The following is an 18,968-nucleotide window of genomic DNA, read 5'->3' on the forward strand; positions in this document are numbered from 1 at the left end:
AAAGTAAGTAGGATTTTCAACTTAACGAATCGTCATTTTATGTTCAAATGGCGTGATGCCCGTTAAATACACAAACATTCCATCCATTTTTAAACTACCAAAATGCGAACTGTACATTTCGCCTTCTAATCCTTTAATTTTTGAATGTTTTTTGATTCCACTGTCAAAATGAATACTGTCTTTTCCGAAATCATAGCTTGCTGTTTCTCCTTCAAAAAAGTAATTATTGGGCGAATTTTCAATTTCTTTTACACCAGACAATTTTCCACCTTCTTTGAAACATAATTCAATCGTTACCGATACGCCTTCACTTCCTTTTGAACTAAATGTTAATTCATGAACGCCATTTTTTTCTTCAATGCTGATAGAAGTATCAATGGTTTTAACATTACTTTGAGGTCGATGTGCAAAATCCATTTTATTCCAAAATCTACCATCGGTACTTGGCGCATGTTTATAATCACCATTCGCTTTTTTGAATTGCTTCGGTAAAGGCTGATAATAAGGTGCTTCAATGCTTTGATGCAAAATATACTTGCCATCTTTATGCGTAATTCCATTACTTCTGAAATAGCCTGTACTGAAAAAATCCGTTGAAAAACGCATATATTTTAGAATGGCTTCACCTTTTCTAAAAGTAAATAAATTCGGATTGGTTGATCTTCCAGAAGCAATGACTATCGGAAAATCTGCTCCACCAGAAATTGTACTTGTCATATCATTTCGGCGAATTCTCACCAGATTGGTTGTTTTAAAGAATTTCTCAAAATGCACAGAAGGATTTTGAATTGCAGGGAGTGGCTTTAAATACAGCGGTTCTTCCAAGAAAAAAGGGAGTAAATCAACCATGATTTTTTCATCGAAGCCTTTTACTTTTTCGATAAACTTGGTAATCGCTGCATACTCTGCATTATTATCATGAATTGCCAAGTAACGATAGTCATGATAAAAAGGCAAGGCATTAATCGTCATGAATTGGTCTTGTCGCCTTGAATCTGTCGTCACTAAATCGCCATTCGGTTCCATGTAAAAATAGGTTAAATTAAGATTTTTACGAACTGGTTCCAATAATTTCGGACGTTTCAGTAAACGAGCCATCGTAATCAAACATCTATCTGTTACTTCCGAATAAATCATACTTCTTTCCAAGAAATGTCCGTCGCTATCGATATAAATATTTTCAGAAAGCCATTCATCAATACGAGCCACGTAGGCTTTATTAGGATACAAAGCATTAATCTGAGCCAAAGCAGCAGACACTACCCAACGGTGGTTTGGTGTGTGAATTCCACCCAATCTCAAAGATTCTCCTGCTTTTAAAATAAACTCTTTCAACAAAGAAAGTAATTCTGTTAAAACAGGCGAAGCGTTATGTTTTAGTAGCGTAGTTGCAACGCAAAGAGGGTCTAAAATAAAAGCTGTATCAGGAGGAGACGCTAAATTCCCCAAGTTGAGCGTACCATCTTCTTGCTGTGCTTTCTTGAGGAAACAGATAATTTTTGTCATTGCTCCAACCAACTCCTCTTTTTGATAATAATCCGATTTTGCTTCACAATAAGCGGCGGCTAAATTGGCTAAATCAAAGCCTAAACGTCTTTTAATTTCTGTAATATCTGTTGAAAATACAGTTAATAATCTTGCAACTTCTTTATTATTAGCTTGAACGATTTGTTGATAAAAGTTTTCTTCAGCAATATTTATGTATTGAGCATGGCTAATCATTGGCGATAAAAGTGCCAAAGTACCCAAACCAAAGCATTGTTGTAAAAAGGATTTTCTTGTAATATTTCCCATTGTTATGAAGTAAAATGAATGATTTATTAGTCTTTTTTACAAAAGAGAAGACAGCTTGATATATACTGATTACAGTTAGGTTGAATCAGGACAGAAGCCTTTTCAACAAAAAAGAGGTCGGTATTTCTACCGACCTCAGAATTAATAAGAATAAAGTATTTAAACGAAAATTATTGTTTCAGCACTTTAAAAGTAGCCCTTCTGCCATCTTTTTGAATATGTAAAAAGTATGTCCCAGATGGTATTTTCGATAAATCTACTTGTTTTTGTACTCCTCTTAATGTCTGCTCTTGGATGACTTTCCCAACAAAATCTATTAATTGAACATCCAATTCTTTATCACTACATTCAATATTTAATACATCAGAAGCTGGATTCGGGAAAATATTGATACCCATTTTACCCAATTCATCCGTTCCAGTAATCAGTTCAATTCTTACGGTTGAAGGACTTAAAACTGTTCCTGTTCCACAGACATTGTTATTCACAGAAAATAGACGATAAACAGTATTAGCTGTTGGATTGATTGTTAGCGTATAATCATTTACAGTGGAAGTAATTAGTTTTGCATTTACTTCATCACTACCTAATGTAAAATTAAAAGGTGGCGTTCCTGTAAACTTAATACCAATTGAAACAGGTTTACTCTCAGAGAAATAATATGAACTGCTATCAAAACGTGCGGTAATACCTTCTAAGATTCTTATTGGGAATGTTGTAGTTGTATTTGTTGTATTAGGATCACTAGCTACTACCCTAATTTTATAACCTATATTTGGTACTAAATCAGCAGGTAATTTAGCTTTTAGAGGGCTTAAAGTTCCAGTTGTTTCAAGATTTTTGAAATTATTACCTATATCGTCAGACAGTTGAATTGTAAATTTATTACTAGCAGAAAATGTTCCTTGGATACTGAAGGAAACATAAAAGTCAGTACCTGCACAAAGTGTAGAATTTGTCACATTAAAAGTATATACTTGTTTCTCTGAATAAGGATTTACTGTAATCGTAGCTGAACCGCTCGCTTTACCAACTCCACAAGCATTACTAACAGACTTTAGTGTGTATATCTCTGTTTTATTGGGCTTTACGTAAATTAAAGGTAGAGGATTTGCATAATTAACCTCTACACTTCCCATTTGTCCATTTGTCATTTCATAATTGATAACTTCGTTGTAAGAAGTATTCTCTGGTAAATAAGTATCATTATTTTTTCTCAAGAATAATAATCCTTGAAATTCAGGATTAATTGTTGCAGAACCTGTTAAAGTAATGTCTAATTTAGTGGTTAAGCTAATGATTGAAATTTCTTTACTCAAGACAGGATTAGTACTTTCCAACTGTAATCTGTAAACTCCTTTTTTGAATTCATTCCCAAAAGTTATTTTGTATATATCGTTCTTTGGAACACTTAGCAATTCTATCTTAGTATTATTTTTATCAATTGCAAACACCTTAAAAATGTTGTTATTGCCAAAAGTACCTTTAGAATTTAAGTCAACATCCATTGAAGTGCCTATGCAAGTACTAATATTATTTCCATATATAAAGCCCTTAATATTCATTGATAAGATAGGTTTAATCAAAACCTTTACACTTCCGGAAGCAGTTCCTATCCCACAATCATTTACAACTGAGTTCAATCTATAAGTCGTCGATTCTGTAGGGTATTTATATTCTTCAAAATAGTTATAATAAAAAGAACCTAACGTTCTTATATTGTTATCATCCACAATTGTATATTCCCCTGACATTGTATTGGTATAATCTCGACCAGTTTTTGATGTCAAAAGGATTGGCTTACCTTCAGACATCTCAATCTCTGATTTTCCATCTGATAGCTGCAAAGTCATACTAGGAACTGTATGATAGCTTATCGTGCTTTCTTCAGATTTGATAGATTTATCATTGTTCACAATCCGAATATTATATTTCCCAGATGAAAAATTACTTGGCAAACTTACATGTGCTGGACTTACGGTAATACCCGATTGTAACGTTGTATAAACAGTATCAATACTCTTTGATATTTGTACAGAAAATGTCTCTCCAAATGGTACTTTGCCTTTTAATTCAAAAGGAACAAATATTTTATCAGTCAAACATTGAATGTTTTCAACACTATTGATGGCAATTTTATTATTGATTGCATACGGCATTACTTGAATAGTAAAATCTTTACTTAAAACCGTACCAACGCCACAACCATTACTAATTGATTTTATACCGAACGTAGTTGTGTTGAAAAGTTTTTTCCACTTAACAGAACTTGTTCCATAAGATGTTTCTACGGTTCCATCATTGTAAGTAATTATCTGCGTTCCATCACCGCTAGATTCCAACATAATCGTAACTGTTTCACCAGAATTCACTGGAGTAGTTTTATAAGTATATAATTTAGCCGTTGGCAAAGCATTAACAGTTAGAATCAATAAATTACTTTTAGTTACAGGATTACTTGACGAAACTCTAAGATTATATACACCACTTGGTAGATTTTCAGGGATTACGACTTGCCTTTCACCTACTGCAATTGTTCCTAATTCACTATAACCATTTACGGTTCTTCCAAATATTTCTACTAAAAACTGATTATCGTCTTTATATTTTCCTTTAATCAAAACTGACAAATCTATCTTCGCTCCTGCACAAACTTCAACAGCTAATTGTTTTTTTGAATCAATCCGAATAGCATATTCATCACTTAGCATTTTTATGTTTTTATATTCTGATGTCGGTGGATAACTTGTTCCACACATATTTTTCACAGAAGTAATAAAAACTTTACCCGATTTCAATACAAAGGGTTCTAAGGTTGCGTAAGATACCATTTCATTTGAGAAGCTCTCAAATCGATGCACTAAACTATCATTAAAGACTATTTCATAAGGAGCTCCGCCTGTCAATGTTGAATGAAGGTACAAAGCTTGAGGCTGTTCTATATTGATGTTTAAACTACTAAAAGCATCAACAATACTAGCTGAAGGGATAAGTATTATACTGATATAATTAGGACTGAAATTTGTACTTGTTAAATTTTCGGTTGAAACACTTGCATAAACTTCATTATTAGTCATTGTATTCACAACAAAATTTGAAGGTACTATAAAAGATGCAACATTTTCTCGTACTACTTTACCTTCAACATCTTTGTATTCAAAAAAACTATTTCTCAATCTGACCTTAACAGTATTTCCTACTGGTATTAAAACATTAGTAGAAAATGTTACTTCACAACTAGACCCTTCACAATACTGCCCATATTTCAATGTTCCAGTCTTAATTCCTTCTTTAATAGTTACAATCATTTTGTTCTTACCCGTACTATTTCCACATAAAGAAGTATATGATTTGATGAAATACTGCGTCGAAACTGAAGGAGAAACATAGAAATTGATAGTCTGACTATCATCATTAGAAAAATAAGTATCATAAATCTGCCCATCACTCAATTCTATTGATCGGATACCATATCCTTTTGCGATAACTGATAGCATTTGTGTTTCTCCATAATTCATAGATGTGCTTTCTGTCACTAATTCTACATTTGTTTCGTCATGAATTGCTAGTGGCTTAATAAAATAGTCTGATTCAATACCATTATCGCTTATTACTTTTATAATATAATTTCCTTTTAATACATCTGTCCCAATTGTTGCAGTGATAATATCATCTTTCTCAGTTGCATCTAATTCATAAAATTTAGAGCGTTCGTCTTCTTTTACTAATCTTATTCTAAAGTTATTTCCTGTACTCCATTTACCTATTTTCTGTACTTTCAATCCTATCTTACTATTTTTACAAATTTGCTCTTGTGTATATCCAAGAATTTTCAAACCACTTTCTATTACCTTAATATCAATCTTGCCAGAGCTTTTTCCTATTCCACAGACATTACTGGCATTTAGAACACTGTAACTCACAGATTTAGTTACTGAGACTAACGTATTATAAATGTTATTATCTCCATTTAAAACCTCAACAGACATGCTATCACTAGTCAATATTTTAATTGGTAATGTCCCAGCATATTTTACGCTTAATGATACTGGTTCGTATGGGAGTAAAGTTTTTTTAGAAAGGTTTATCAATTCAATGTCAGCAGGTAAATAAATATTTACGTAGAACTCTATGCCACTACTCACTTCTGGAGAAGAACTGATAATTCTGAAGCTCGCATAATTACTATAGCCATTTGAAATATTATGAACATCACTAGGTAAAATTCCAACTAAATAACCTGAAGAGTCTTTCGTTAAAACATCTACCCAAGAATTCGAATAAGCAGGTTTCAGTTGTATTTTGAATAAATTATTTTGGTTGTAAGTTCCTGTTTTGGTATAAGCAACATATATTTTTTTACCTAAGCAAACACTCAAACCTGATTCGCCAATAATTTTACCAATTTCAATACTTTGCCCTTTCAAAACAAAAGTGAAGAACATCAGGAGTAGTAATAATTGTAGTTTTCGTAACATAGAACGATATTGATGATAGAGTTATAAAAAATGTGGACAAAAATATTTCAATTATTGCTAATATCCCAACTTATTAGCAATACTTTATCTAATGGTAATTATCACTTTTAAATGGCTTACCGTTTAATAAAAATTGAAGCCTTTTAAAGCATATTTTTATGCTTTCTCTCTATCTTTGGTTCTTCCGTTTAAGTCCAATATTTATCTTAATAATTTCTAAATCATCATTTACTATGTCTAAATTAATTGTTGTTTTTGTACACGGCTGGAGTGTCTCAAATCTTGATACTTATGGCGAATTACCGATTCGTTTACACAATGAAGCCAAAGCCAATGGCTTTGATATTCAGGTAGAGGAAATCTTTTTGGGACAGTACATTAGTTTTCATGATGAAGTACGCCTCAATGATATTTCTAAGGCTCTTCAAACAGCTGTTATTGAAAAACTGGATGCTGAAATTACTGCTGGCGAAAGGTTTGTTTGTATTACTCACTCTACGGGTGGACCTGTGGTACGTGATTGGTGGGAAAGATTTTTTACTAAGAAAAAACTTCCCTGCCCGATGAGTCACTTAATTATGCTTGCTCCTGCCAACTTTGGTTCGGCACTTGCCCAATTAGGAAAAGGAAGAGTTGGTCGATTGAAAGCTTGGTTCAGTGGCGTCGAACCCGGACAAGGTGTATTAGATTGGCTAGAACTAGGAAGTTTTGATGCTTGGGAACTGAATAAAAGCTGGATTAAATCTGATGAAAAGGAGATTAAACCTGAAAACGTTTTCCCATTTGAAATTATCGGTCAATCGATTGACCGTAAACTTTATGATAATCTCAATGCTTATACTGGAGAATTAGGTTCTGATGGCGTTGTGCGTGTTGCAGCGGCTAATTTACAGAGTAGCTATGTGAAATTAAAACAGCCTTATCCAACGAATGAAAGACCTATTAAAACTGCTGATTTTGAAATTGCAGATTATAGACAATCCCCCAAAACACCTCTAAGAATCATCAAAGGTAAATCGCATTCTGGTGACGAAATGGGTATTATGAATAGCGTTCAAGAAAATGACCAAACTGAAAGTCAAGAGACATTGAAGGCTATTTTGGATTGTATCAAAGTAAAAACAAAAGCTGATTATGATAAACTTTACAAACAATTTGAAAGAGAAACCAAAGAGGTTTTGAAAGAAGAACAATTGGAAACTGTTTCAAGTTTTTTTACTTCAAAACGTTATTTTATTCATGACCAATATTGCATGGTAATTTTTAGAGTAATTGATACCGAAGGGAATTCTGTTAGAGATTTTGATTTAATTATTTCAGCAGGAGATGCCAACGACCCTAACCATTTACCCGAAGGCTTTTTCCAAGACCGTCAAAAAAATAAAAACAATCCTGAAAACATTACTTATTACCTCAATTACGATATTTTAAAAGGAATAGCAGCAATAAAAGATGGCAAAAAAGATGTTCGTCCTAAACAAAAAGGGATTGATAAATTAGGGTTAAAAATCATCCCACGTCCCTCAGAAGGTTTTGTCTATTATGCTCCTTGCGAAATCAAAGCCGACCAAACCATGTTTGATTATGTATTAAAACCCAATAGTACCACTTTGGTAGAAATTGTGCTTCAAAGAATTGTGAGTAAAGAAGTTTTCCGCATGAATCCGATGAATGATTTGCCTAATGATGGCGACTTCAAGCATATAAAACCGGGAAATGAAATTTTACCAGAAAAGTAATTTCATCTTTTCCCTAGCTTGAAAGCTATAAAAATTAAAGCTTTCAAGCTAGGAATTTATCCTTTACGAAACTTCATGTCTTTCTTTAATTTTTTTCCCCCATTTTTCTAGCACACTCACCAAAAAATCAAGATTGATAGGTTTACTGATATAATCGTCCATTCCAGCAGCTTTGCACTCTTCTCTATTTTCAGCTAAAGTATTAGCTGTCATAGCTATTATCACAGGTTGCTGAATAGGTTTTGAACGAAGTAATATCGTTGCTTCTATTCCATCCATTTCAGGCATTTGCATATCCATTAGTATCAAATCGTAATGCTTTTTCTCGAATGCTTCAAGTACTTCTAGTCCATTTTCAGCCAAATCTGCTTCAAAACCCAGTTTGCTTAGTACTTTCAACGCTAATTTTTGGTTCATTACATAATCTTCAGCAATTAAAATCTTCATCGGATAATGCAAGGCAAAATCGCTTTGCAATTTCTGCGTTTGGGCAGTCGGTGCTGGTTTATCCACCATTTTGGTTTGCTCGCTCCTAAGTAAATTATCATGAATACTTTTACAAAGAATATGCTGTTTAACGGGCTTCATCAAGACAGACCTGAATAAATCGGGAAACTCTTTATAGAAAGTATCAGAAACGGAACTTAGTAAAATAATGGGGATATTAGGTCTTTGTCTTTTAACAGCCAAAGCAAAAGAAATTCCATCAATATCAGGCATTTGCATGTCAGTAATGACCAAATCAAAATTTTCGTTTGTCTTTATCAAAGCAATGGCTTCTTTCGGACAAGAAAATAAAGTAGCCTGCATATTCCAATGCTCTAATTGTCCTTTCAAGATAGACAAATTGGTATTGTTATCATCTACCACCAATACCTTTTTATCTTTTAATACTTCAAGGTTAAAAGGGAAAGTAGTGAGTTTCGCTGAACTAACTTTTGTTTTGATTTCAAATTTGAAGGTTGTACCCTTCCCAACAGTACTTTCTACTCGAATAGCACCACCCATTAAATTAACGATTTTTTCGCTAATAATTAAGCCCAAACCTGTACCACCGTATCTTCTTGTAGTTGAAGAATCTACCTGTGAGAAAGGTTTGAAAAGTCTGTCTAATTTATCTGGTGGAATGCCAATCCCAGAATCTTTGACTTCAAAACCTAATACTATTTCATCATTATCATTACTTTCATCCAAAAAGACTCTCACAAAAACTTCGCCTTTATTGGTGAATTTTATCGCATTACCAATTAAATTCAGTAGAACCTGACGTAAACGAAGATTGTCTCCAACAATTTGAGCAGGCACATTCCATTCTATCAAATAAAGTAAATCCAGATTCAGACTTGCTACTTTGGCTGCAAAAACGTCCAAAACTTCTTCAATACAATTTCTAAGATTAAAATCATGTAAATCAAGCTCCATCTTACCCGACTCAATTTTAGAAAAATCTAAAATATCATTAATAACCGTAAGCAAACCTTCTCCACAAGCATGAATGGTATCAGAGTAACTTTTTTGTTCTTCGTTCAAAGGTGTTTCCTCTAATAACGATGCCATACCAATAATACCGTTTAGTGGCGTTCTGATTTCATGGCTCATTGTTGCCAGAAAAACACTTTTAGCTTTATTGGCTCTTTCTGCTTCTTCTCTGGCTTTATGTTCTTCTTCAGTAGATTTTAACAACTGTGCTGTGCGTAATTCTACTTCTTTTTCAAGTTTTAAATTTTGAGCTTTTATTCGATTCATTCTATACTTATAAAAGGAAGTTGCTAAGCAAACTACCAACAAAAATATAAATGCTTTAAACCACCATGTAGCCCAATAAGGAGGTAAAATTTCGATACTTATAGCACTTCCTTCTTCATTCCAAAAGCCATCATTATTAGAGGCTTTCACTCTGAAAACATATTTCCCTGGGTCAAGATTAGTGTATGATGCTCTGTTACGATTGCCCGTATAATTCCAGCCAGGATCAAAACCTTCTAGTTTATACGCATAACCATTTTTTTGAGGCAGAATATAATTCAATGCCGTAAATTCAAATGAAAAGAACGATTGCTTGTAATCTAATACAATTTCTTTTGTATAATTGATATGGGTAGAAAGTGGGGAATCCTTTTCTCCGGGAATAACCGATTTATTAAAGATTTGAAAATCAGTAATAAACACAGGCGGAAGAAAAGTATTATACTGAATTTTATCAGGATAAAATGAGTTTACACCATTAGGACCGCCAAAATACATTTCACCGTCTTTAGTTTGCCAAGCAGACCTAGGTTTGAACTCGTTCCCTTGCAAACCATCAGAAGTATTAAAATTCTTGAAAGTATTATTTTTGGGATTATATCTGGTGATTCCTTTATTGGTACTTATCCAAAAAACTCCTTGTTTATCCTTCAAAATTGCATTCACAAAATCATTTGGCAAGCCATTATTTTCTGTAAATGTTTGAAAGGTTTTTGTCTTCAAATTCATCAAACACAAACCATCTGTTGTTCCAACCCACAAAAAGCCCTCTTTAGCTTTTACAATTGTCTGAATATTATTATTGCATAAACTATTAGAATTGTTGGCATTAGCCCTAAAATGAGTAAATATTTTAGTCTTTTTATTAAAAAGGTCAAGCCCGTCTTCAGTGCCTACCCAAAGTTCGTCGTTCCCGTTTTCATACAATGCTTTTACATAATTACTGCATAAACTTTTAGGATTTTTTGGGTCATGTAAATAATTGGTAAATTGCTTATTTTTAATATCATAATATCCCAAACCGCCTGTCCAAGTACCTAACCAAAGATTATTATCTTGGCTTTTCAATATAGTAAAAATACTATTTGACGATACTGAATTTTTATCTTTCGGATTAGGTAAATGATGAATAAATTCTTTCGTTTTTGTATTGAATAAATCGAACCCGCCAATAAAAAATCCCAAAGCCAACCAATCCTTATCTATTTCTACCACCGATAAAACATAGTTTGAATTGATGCTATTTTTGTTAGCTGGATTCTTTTTATAAGCTGTAAAAGTATTGGTGTTTTTATCAAGTACGTTCAAGCCACCGCCATCTGTACCAAACCAAATTTTGTTGTCTCCATGTTCTAAAACACTCAATACACTACTATTATTTAATCCATTTTTATCGACAGTCTGTTTTAGCACGTTAAATTTGCTACCATACTTTGGCAAAAAATTAATTCCGCCCGAGTAAGTACCAATCCAAATATTCCCAGTTCTATCTTCATACATGCAATAAACGGAATTATTGCTTAAACTATTTGGGTTATTAATATCAAAAGCAATCGTTTTAAATTTGTTCGTTTCCGGATTGTAAATACTGATTCCGCCGTTTTCAGTGCCAACCCATAAATTTCCATTTTTATCCTCCAAAAAAGAAAGTATATCATCATAGGCTAAACTTTCTGGATTGTTAACATCGTGTTTAAATGTTGTAAATGTATCATTTTGTGGATTATATTTTGAAATCCCCCCTGTTAAAGTTCCTACCCAAAGGGTGTGTTTACTATCAACAAAGATTGTATTTACCCAATCTGAACCAATGGTTTTAGGATTATTATTTTCGTGAAAATAATGCGAAAACAACTTCCGTTCTGGATTATACTTATTCAATCCTTCTTTAGTACCTATCCAAATATTTCCAGTTTGGTCTTCAGCAATGCTATAAATAAAATCGGAACTAAGACTATTTTTATTCTTTTCCTGATGCTTAATAACAGTGTATGTACCTTTCTCAGCATCAATCAAATATAAGCCAGTTGTTGTTCCAAGCCATATTCTTTTCTTACTATCTTCAAAAATTTTCCGAACAGTTACATGGTAGTCTTCTTTAAAAAAATGCTCAAAAATATCTTTTCCACGATTGAATTTATCTAAACCCAGAGGGGTTCCAACCCACAGATTTCCCGCATGGTCTTCTATCAAATCATAAATATAATTATCATTAAGACTTTCCTTATCGCCTCTGGTGTGTTTGTAAATTGTAAATTTAGACCCGTCATACTTATTAAGCCCCTCGTCAGTTGCAAACCACATAAATCCTTTATTTCCCATTAATATGGCACTCACATGACTTTGTGAAAGACCATCTTCGGTAGAAATACGCTTAAATACTGGTTTAAATTCTTGCGAAAAAAGTAATGTATGCTGAAGTACTATAAAAATGAATAAAATTATATGCTTATATCTCATAATTAACACAATAAACTTTTAGTTTTTAATTATAATAGCAATTAGCAAATTGCCAAAATTGTATTATATATTGGAAAAATAGCAAATATTTCACCAAAAATGACATTTAATTGAAATATTATATGAAGCATTTGTGTGATAGATAAAAAAATATGCTTTTTAAAGTTGAAAAATCCTGTTTTTCGATTGTTATTATTTTTTATCAATAAATAAATAAAAGAACATCCTAAGTTAAAGCTTACTAATTAAGGCGGGTTTCTTAATTAGAACAACTTATATCAAGTGTATTCTCAATAAATATTGCTAAAGCATTTGCATTAAAATTTAGCGTAATTCAATAGAAAATTATTAGCCTAATATAAGGTGTGTTTACTAAAATTATGGCTAATATTTAGCTACTTCTTACTAATTACAGCCAAGACTTGCTCAATAAATATTTTCACCTTTGTATCGACGATAATCATTTTTAAAAATCCCGATTTTATGAAAAGGTCTTGTGCTTTTACCTTGCTAATTCTTTTGCTTTGCAATGCTACTTTATTCGCACAATCATACATTCCTGAAAAAGCAGACAAACGTTTTCAGGTAAAATCTGTGATTGATTTGAAGGCTTTTGCTTTTAATTTAAAAGATGTAAAGCTTTTAGAAGGAAGTCCTTTTAAAAATGCAATGGATAAAGATGCAGCTTATTTATTGTCGGTAGAACCTAATCGTTTACTGCATCGCTTTTATAAAAATGCAAATTTACCCACCAAAGGAGACGTTTACGGAGGTTGGGAAAGCGAAGGACTTTCGGGACATACTTTAGGACATTATCTTTCGGCTTGTGCGATGATGTATGTTTCTACAGGAAATATTGAATTCAAAAATCGTACAGATTATATCGTTACAGAACTTGGAAAATGCCAAAAAGCTAGAAAAAATGGTTATGTCGGGGCAATTCCTAAAGAAGATACTTTGTTTGCAAAAGTAGCTCGTGGAGAAATAAAATCTGGAGGTTTCGATTTGAATGGAGGCTGGAGTCCTTGGTACACTGTTCATAAAGTAATGGCGGGTTTGGTTGATGCGTACTTGTATTGTGATAATCAAGAAGCCTTAAAAATCGTTGTGGGAATGGCAGATTGGACAGCTAATACGGTCAATCCGCTTTCGCCTGAATTATTACAAAAAATGCTAAAATGTGAGTACGGAGGCATGAATGATGTATTGGCGAATATTTATGCCATCACTGGAAATAAGAAATATTTAGATTTGTCATATAAATTCTACGACGATTTTGTGATGGTTCCTTTGTCGAAAAAAATCGACCCTATGGCTGGAAAACATTCCAATACCAATGTTCCAAAAGCCATTGGTAGCGCTCGCCAATTTGAATTAACAGGCAATGAGTCTGATAAAACCATCGCTTCTTTCTTTTGGGATATTATGGTGCATAACCACAGCTATGTAATTGGCGGAAACAGTAATTATGAATATTGTACCGAGCCACACAAATTGAACGACCATCTCAGCGACAATACTTGCGAAACTTGTAATACTTATAATATGCTAAAACTGACAAGACATTTGTTTACTTGGCAACCCAACAGTCAGCTTGGTGATTATTACGAAAGAGCTTTGTACAATCACATCTTGGCATCTCAGAATCCGGAAAGTGGGATGATGTGCTATTTTGTACCCTTGAGAATGGGGACTAAAAAAGAATTTAGTGAGCCTTTCAACACCTTCACTTGCTGTGTTGGAAGTGGCATGGAAAACCATGCTAAATACACCGAAAGCATTTATTATGAAGGGGCAGATGGAAGTTTGTTCGTGAATTTATTCATCCCTTCGGTACTTGATTGGCAAGAAAAAGGCATCACCATCACGCAAAATACTTCGTATCCAAACAGTGAAAGTACTTCTTTGAGTATCCAAACTAAAAAGACTAAAGCTTTTGCCATGCGTTTACGCTCGCCTTGGTGGGCTAGCAAAGGAGTACAAATTGCTGTAAATGGAAAACTTCAAAAAATTGAAAAAGACGAAACGGGCTACTTAGTAATCAACAGAACTTGGAAAAATAATGATAAAGTAGAGATTACTTTCCCGATGTCGCTTTACACCGAAAGTATGCCTGATAATGCCAATCGTATTGCTTTTTTATATGGACCATTGGTTTTGGCAGGACAGTTAGGCAAGGATTTACCAGACCCAATTTATGGAACTCCAGTATTGTTGACTGACGATAAAAATATCAATAATTGGTTAAAACCTGTTCCTAATCAGCCTTTGACTTTTAAAATGGAACAAACTGGAAAACCTTTTGATGCTACTTTGATTCCATTCTACCAAACTTATCAGCAACATTACAGTGTTTATTGGGATTTTTTCACCAATACAGATTGGCAAAATCGCCAAGCGGAATATGAAGCAGAGAAAAAACGTCAACAAAAGATTGAAGAAATGACGATAGATAATTTCAGAATTGGAGAAATGCAACCTGAACGTGACCATCAACTAAAAGCCAGCGAACAGTCTTATACAGACATCGCCTTGGGCAGAACTGGAAGAGAAGTAAGAGCTGGCGGATTTTTCTCATTTCAAATGAAAGTAAATCCAAGCATAGAAAATAGTTTGCTATTAACTTATTTAGGCGACGATAAAGGAAGACTTTTTGACATTGTAATCGACGGAACAAAAATCGCAACGCAAGAATTAAAAGGTGGAACTACTGGAAAATTCTTTGATGTTGTTTATCCAATTCCAGCAGAAATTCTTCAAGGAAAAAGTACTATCGAAGTAAAAATATTAGCCAATGCAGGCAGAACCGCTGGAAGAGTATTTGGTTGTAGAATTATTAAAGTTGAGAAGTGATTTTTGAGAGAAATTAATAAGATTCTTAAATATTATTGAAACCGTAGCGTCAAATCCCTTGCGGTTGCCAAATCCAAGAATAAGGAGCGGCAACTGCAAGGGATTTTCGCTACAAGTTTATGAATAAAATTTCTCAAAATCCTTTCTTCATAATTTATCTTCAAGCTATTAACCTCAATTACAACCATTCTCTTTTTAATAGGTTAATATCAATCTATAATTGATTAAAAATGGTAATTTATGCACACTGTTTTTAAGCTAATTTTGATTAAAAATAAAGATAATTATGGCTATTAATTGGAAAGGAGTATTCCCTGCGGTTACTACAAAATTTAATGAAAAAGATGAGCTTGATTTCGAGCTTTTTGATAAGAACTTACAATTTCAGTTAGAATCTGGTGTTCACGGAATTATTTTGGGTGGAACTTTAGGGGAATCCAGCGTATTGAGTTTGGAAGAAAAAAGTGCTTTGGTAAAATTCACTGTAGAAAAAGTGGCTGGCAAAGTACCAGTAATTTTGAATATTGCAGAAGGAGCTACTAAAGATGCTATTGAGTTAGCTCGTTTAGCAGAAGAATGGGGCGCAGAAGGCTTAATGATGTTGCCTCCTATGCGTTATAAAACCGACCATCGTGAAACGGTAGAGTACTTCAAAGCAGTTGCAAATTCTACAAAATTACCAATTATGATTTACAACAATCCTGTAGATTATAAAATTGAAGTAACTTTAGCAATGTTCTCTGAATTAGTTGTTTGCGAGAATATTCAAGCAGTAAAAGAATCTACTCGTGATTTGACCAACGTTACTCGTATGAGAAACCTATTTGGCGACCGTTACAGTATTCTTTGCGGAGTTGATACCATTGCGATGGAACAATTGGTAATGGGTGCAGATGGTTGGGTTGCAGGTTTAGTATGTGCTTTCCCAGAAGAAACGGTTGCGATTTATACACTGGTAAAAGCTGGTAGATTGGCTGAAGCTAGAAGTATTTATCGTTGGTTTATTCCTTTGTTGGAATTGGATATTCATCCGAAATTGGTTCAATACATCAAATTGGCTGAAGCACAAGTTGGTTTAGGAAGCGAGGCTGTAAGACCGCCAAGACTTACTTTAATTGGTGAAGAAAGAGAAGCAATTTTGAATATTATCAATACTGGAATTGCAACAAGACCAACTTTGCCAGATTATAAATCAATTGTGATTGACTAGATTATATTGAGTTGAGTATTTTTAAATTAGAATTCTTAAACCAAATCATATATATAATTTATTGCAACATCTCTAGAACCCTTCACTGGGTTCTAGAATGTTTTCCCGATTATTCTCCATAAGTTATTTAAAGACGTAACCTTCATCAACAAACTTTAATGCTTATGGCACACAATCTTTAGTATTTCGATTACTTAACCATACAATTATTTTGAAAAAAACATTCTTTTGCATTGATGCGCATACTTGTGGAAACCCTGTCAGATTAGTAGCAGGCGGCGGACCAACACTCATTGGAGAAAACATGAGTGAAAAAAGACAGCACTTTTTAAAAGAATATGATTGGATCAGACAAGGGCTAATGTTTGAACCACGTGGACATGATATGATGAGTGGGAGCATTTTGTTCCCACCTCATTCTCCTGAAAATGATGTTGCAGTACTCTTTATTGAAACAAGTGGCTGTTTACCAATGTGCGGACATGGCACCATCGGTACTATCACAATTGCTGTTGAAGAAGGACTAATTATCCCAAAAACGCTAGGTATTATCAGAATGGAAGCACCAGCAGGTTTGGTGATGATTGAATATAAACAAGAAGGCAAAAAAGTTAAAAGTGTTAAACTAACTAACGTAGCTTCTTTTTTAGCTGCTGAAAATATTACTGTTGAATGTCCAGATTTAGGAACTTTAACAGTGGATGTTTCTTATGGTGGGAATTTTTATGCAATCGTAGATTTCCAAGAAAACTTCAAAGGTTTACAACATTACACAGCCGACCAATTAATTAGTTGGAGTAGAGTAATGCGTAAACGCATCAACGAACAATATACTTTTGTTCATCCAGATAACGAAACCATTAACGGTTGTTCTCATATTTTGTGGACTGGCGATGTACTTGACCCAAGTTCAACCGCTAGAAATGCAGTATTTTATGGCGATAAAGCCATAGACCGTTCGCCTTGTGGCACTGGTACTTCGGCAAGAATGGCGCAATGGTATGCCAAAGGCAAGCTCAAAATGGGCGATAATTTTGTTCATGAAAGTATTATCGGCTCAAAATTCATTGGTCGTATTGAAGAGGAAACTACAGTGGGTGGCAAGCCAGCCATCAGACCAAGTATTGAAGGTTGGGCTAGAATTTACGGCTATAATACTATTAATATAGACGACGAAGACGACCCTTATGCTTTTGGTTTTCAAGTTTTGTAAGCAATCAATTCATCAACAACCCTTAACAATATGAATCCCGCAAATCCCATAGAAGTATCTTCTGAACAAAGTTCAAGTACGTTTAAACGTTCACTAGGTTTATTAGATGCCACCATGATTGTTGCGGGTTCTATGATTGGTTCAGGTATTTTTATTGTAAGTGCCGATATTACTCGTAACGTCGGTTCAGCGGGTTGGTTACTCGTTATTTGGTTGATTACAGGGTTATTAACCCTAACTGCTGCAGTAAGTTATGGAGAATTAAGCGCCATGTTTCCCAAAGCTGGCGGACAATATATTTATTTAAAAGAAGCCTTCAATCCACTTGTAGGCTTTTTATATGGTTGGAGTTTCTTTGCCGTCATTCAAACGGGTTCAATTGCAGCTGTTGGTGTGGCTTTTAGTAAATTTTCAGCCTATATTTTCCCTTTTCTCAGCGAAAAAAACATCTTATTGGATGTTGGATTGTTCCAAATTTCTGCTGCTCAACTTACTTCTATTTTAATGGTTTCTTTCCTGACGTATATCAATACTCGTGGTGTGAAAGAAGGAAAAACCATTCAAACAGTACTGACACTTATTAAAATTATCGCATTATTCGGGCTGATAATTTTTGGATTTACCTTAGCAGCCAAAAAAGAAATTTGGGAAGCAAACTGGAAAACAGGTTTCTCATTCTTTCAATTTGACGGAATTTCTTCTTTACCATACTCCAATATGGCTTTTATGGGAGCGATTGCCGCCAGTATGGTTGGTAGTTTATTCAGCAGTGATTCTTGGAATAATGTTACTTTTATCGCTGGGGAAATCAAAAGACCAGAACGCAATATTGGTTTAAGTTTATTTTTAGGAACACTTATCGTTACCGCAACTTACTTTCTTTGTAACGTAATGTATTTAAGTGTTTTATCTTTACAAGAAATTGCCACTGCCGAAAATGACCGTGTTGGGATGGTTGCTTCACAGCATATTTTTGGAGAAATTGGCACGATCGTTATTGCCGTATTTTTGATGATTTCTACTTTTGGTTGTGATAATGGCTTGATTTTATCAGGTGCTAGAGTGTATTATAGCATGGCAAAAGATGGACTTTTTTTTAAACAAGTAGCACAACTCAATAAAAATGGCGTTCCTGAAAAAGCACTTTGGATTCAATGTTTTTGGGCTTCAATACTTTGTTTGAGTGGTCGATATGGAGAATTATTAGACTATGTAATTTTTGCTGTACTTATTTTTTATATCCTAACCATCATCGGTATTTTCAGATTACGCATTACTCGACCAGATTTACCTCGTCCTTACAAGGCTTTTGGCTATCCTATTTTGCCTCTTATTTACATCATTTCAGCATCTATTATTTGTATTTCATTATTGATTTACAAACCTTCACATACTTTACCGGGCTTGATAATTGTATTATTAGGTATTCCTGCGTATTATCTTTTTCTCGGTAAGAAAAAGTAATGGATTCTTTT

The 18,968-nt window shown here is 33.9% G+C and carries 8 protein-coding genes; 5 read left to right on the forward strand and 3 right to left on the reverse strand.

The annotated features are described in order from the left end of the window. Positions 1 to 21 precede the first annotated feature (21 nt). Both VB798_RS08745 and VB798_RS08750 read right to left on the reverse strand, forming a co-directional pair. Entirely contained in the window at positions 22 to 1,794 is a 1,773-nt protein-coding gene (locus VB798_RS08745) for a hypothetical protein (RefSeq protein ID WP_323258010.1), read from the reverse strand. A 170-nt stretch (positions 1,795 to 1,964) separates the two neighbouring features. Next, the gene (locus VB798_RS08750; RefSeq protein ID WP_323258012.1) at positions 1,965 to 6,272 is read right to left on the reverse strand and encodes a T9SS type A sorting domain-containing protein; all 4,308 of its coding nucleotides are present in this window, start codon (positions 6,270 to 6,272) and stop codon (positions 1,965 to 1,967) included. Positions 6,273 to 6,505: 233 nt separating this feature from the next. Here VB798_RS08750 and VB798_RS08755 point away from each other — a divergent pair, with 233 nt between their 5' ends. Beyond that, a complete protein-coding gene (locus VB798_RS08755) occupies positions 6,506 to 8,011 on the forward strand; it encodes an esterase/lipase family protein (RefSeq protein WP_323258014.1) in 1,506 nt (501 codons plus the stop codon). Positions 8,012 to 8,074: 63 nt separating this feature from the next. On the opposite strand, the gene VB798_RS08760 is transcribed toward VB798_RS08755, so the two are convergent. Next, the gene (locus VB798_RS08760; RefSeq protein WP_323258015.1) at positions 8,075 to 12,217 is read right to left on the reverse strand and encodes a hybrid sensor histidine kinase/response regulator; all 4,143 of its coding nucleotides are present in this window, start codon (positions 12,215 to 12,217) and stop codon (positions 8,075 to 8,077) included. Positions 12,218 to 12,700: 483 nt separating this feature from the next. Here VB798_RS08760 and VB798_RS08765 point away from each other — a divergent pair, with 483 nt between their 5' ends. The 4 genes from VB798_RS08765 (at position 12,701) to VB798_RS08780 (ending at position 18,957) form a co-directional block, all read left to right on the forward strand. Beyond that, positions 12,701 to 15,070 (forward strand): beta-L-arabinofuranosidase domain-containing protein, encoded by a 2,370-nt coding sequence (locus VB798_RS08765; RefSeq protein ID WP_323258017.1) that lies wholly within the window; start codon positions 12,701 to 12,703, stop codon positions 15,068 to 15,070. A 292-nt stretch (positions 15,071 to 15,362) separates the two neighbouring features. Beyond that, positions 15,363 to 16,280, forward strand: coding sequence for a dihydrodipicolinate synthase family protein (locus VB798_RS08770; protein WP_323258205.1), 918 nt, complete (start codon positions 15,363 to 15,365; stop codon positions 16,278 to 16,280). Between the two features lie 211 nt (positions 16,281 to 16,491). Next, complete coding sequence (locus VB798_RS08775) at positions 16,492 to 17,493, forward strand: 4-hydroxyproline epimerase (protein WP_323258019.1); 1,002 nt, start codon at positions 16,492 to 16,494, stop codon at positions 17,491 to 17,493. Positions 17,494 to 17,523: 30 nt separating this feature from the next. Continuing rightward, positions 17,524 to 18,957 carry an APC family permease gene (locus VB798_RS08780; RefSeq protein WP_323258020.1) on the forward strand — a complete coding sequence of 478 codons (1,434 nt, stop codon included), beginning with the start codon at positions 17,524 to 17,526 and terminating at the stop codon, positions 18,955 to 18,957. The last annotated feature ends 11 nt before the right edge of the window (positions 18,958 to 18,968 follow it).

It is taken from the genome of Arcicella lustrica, from assembly GCF_034930985.1.
GTDB classification, from domain to species: Bacteria; Bacteroidota; Bacteroidia; order Cytophagales; family Spirosomataceae; genus Arcicella; species Arcicella lustrica.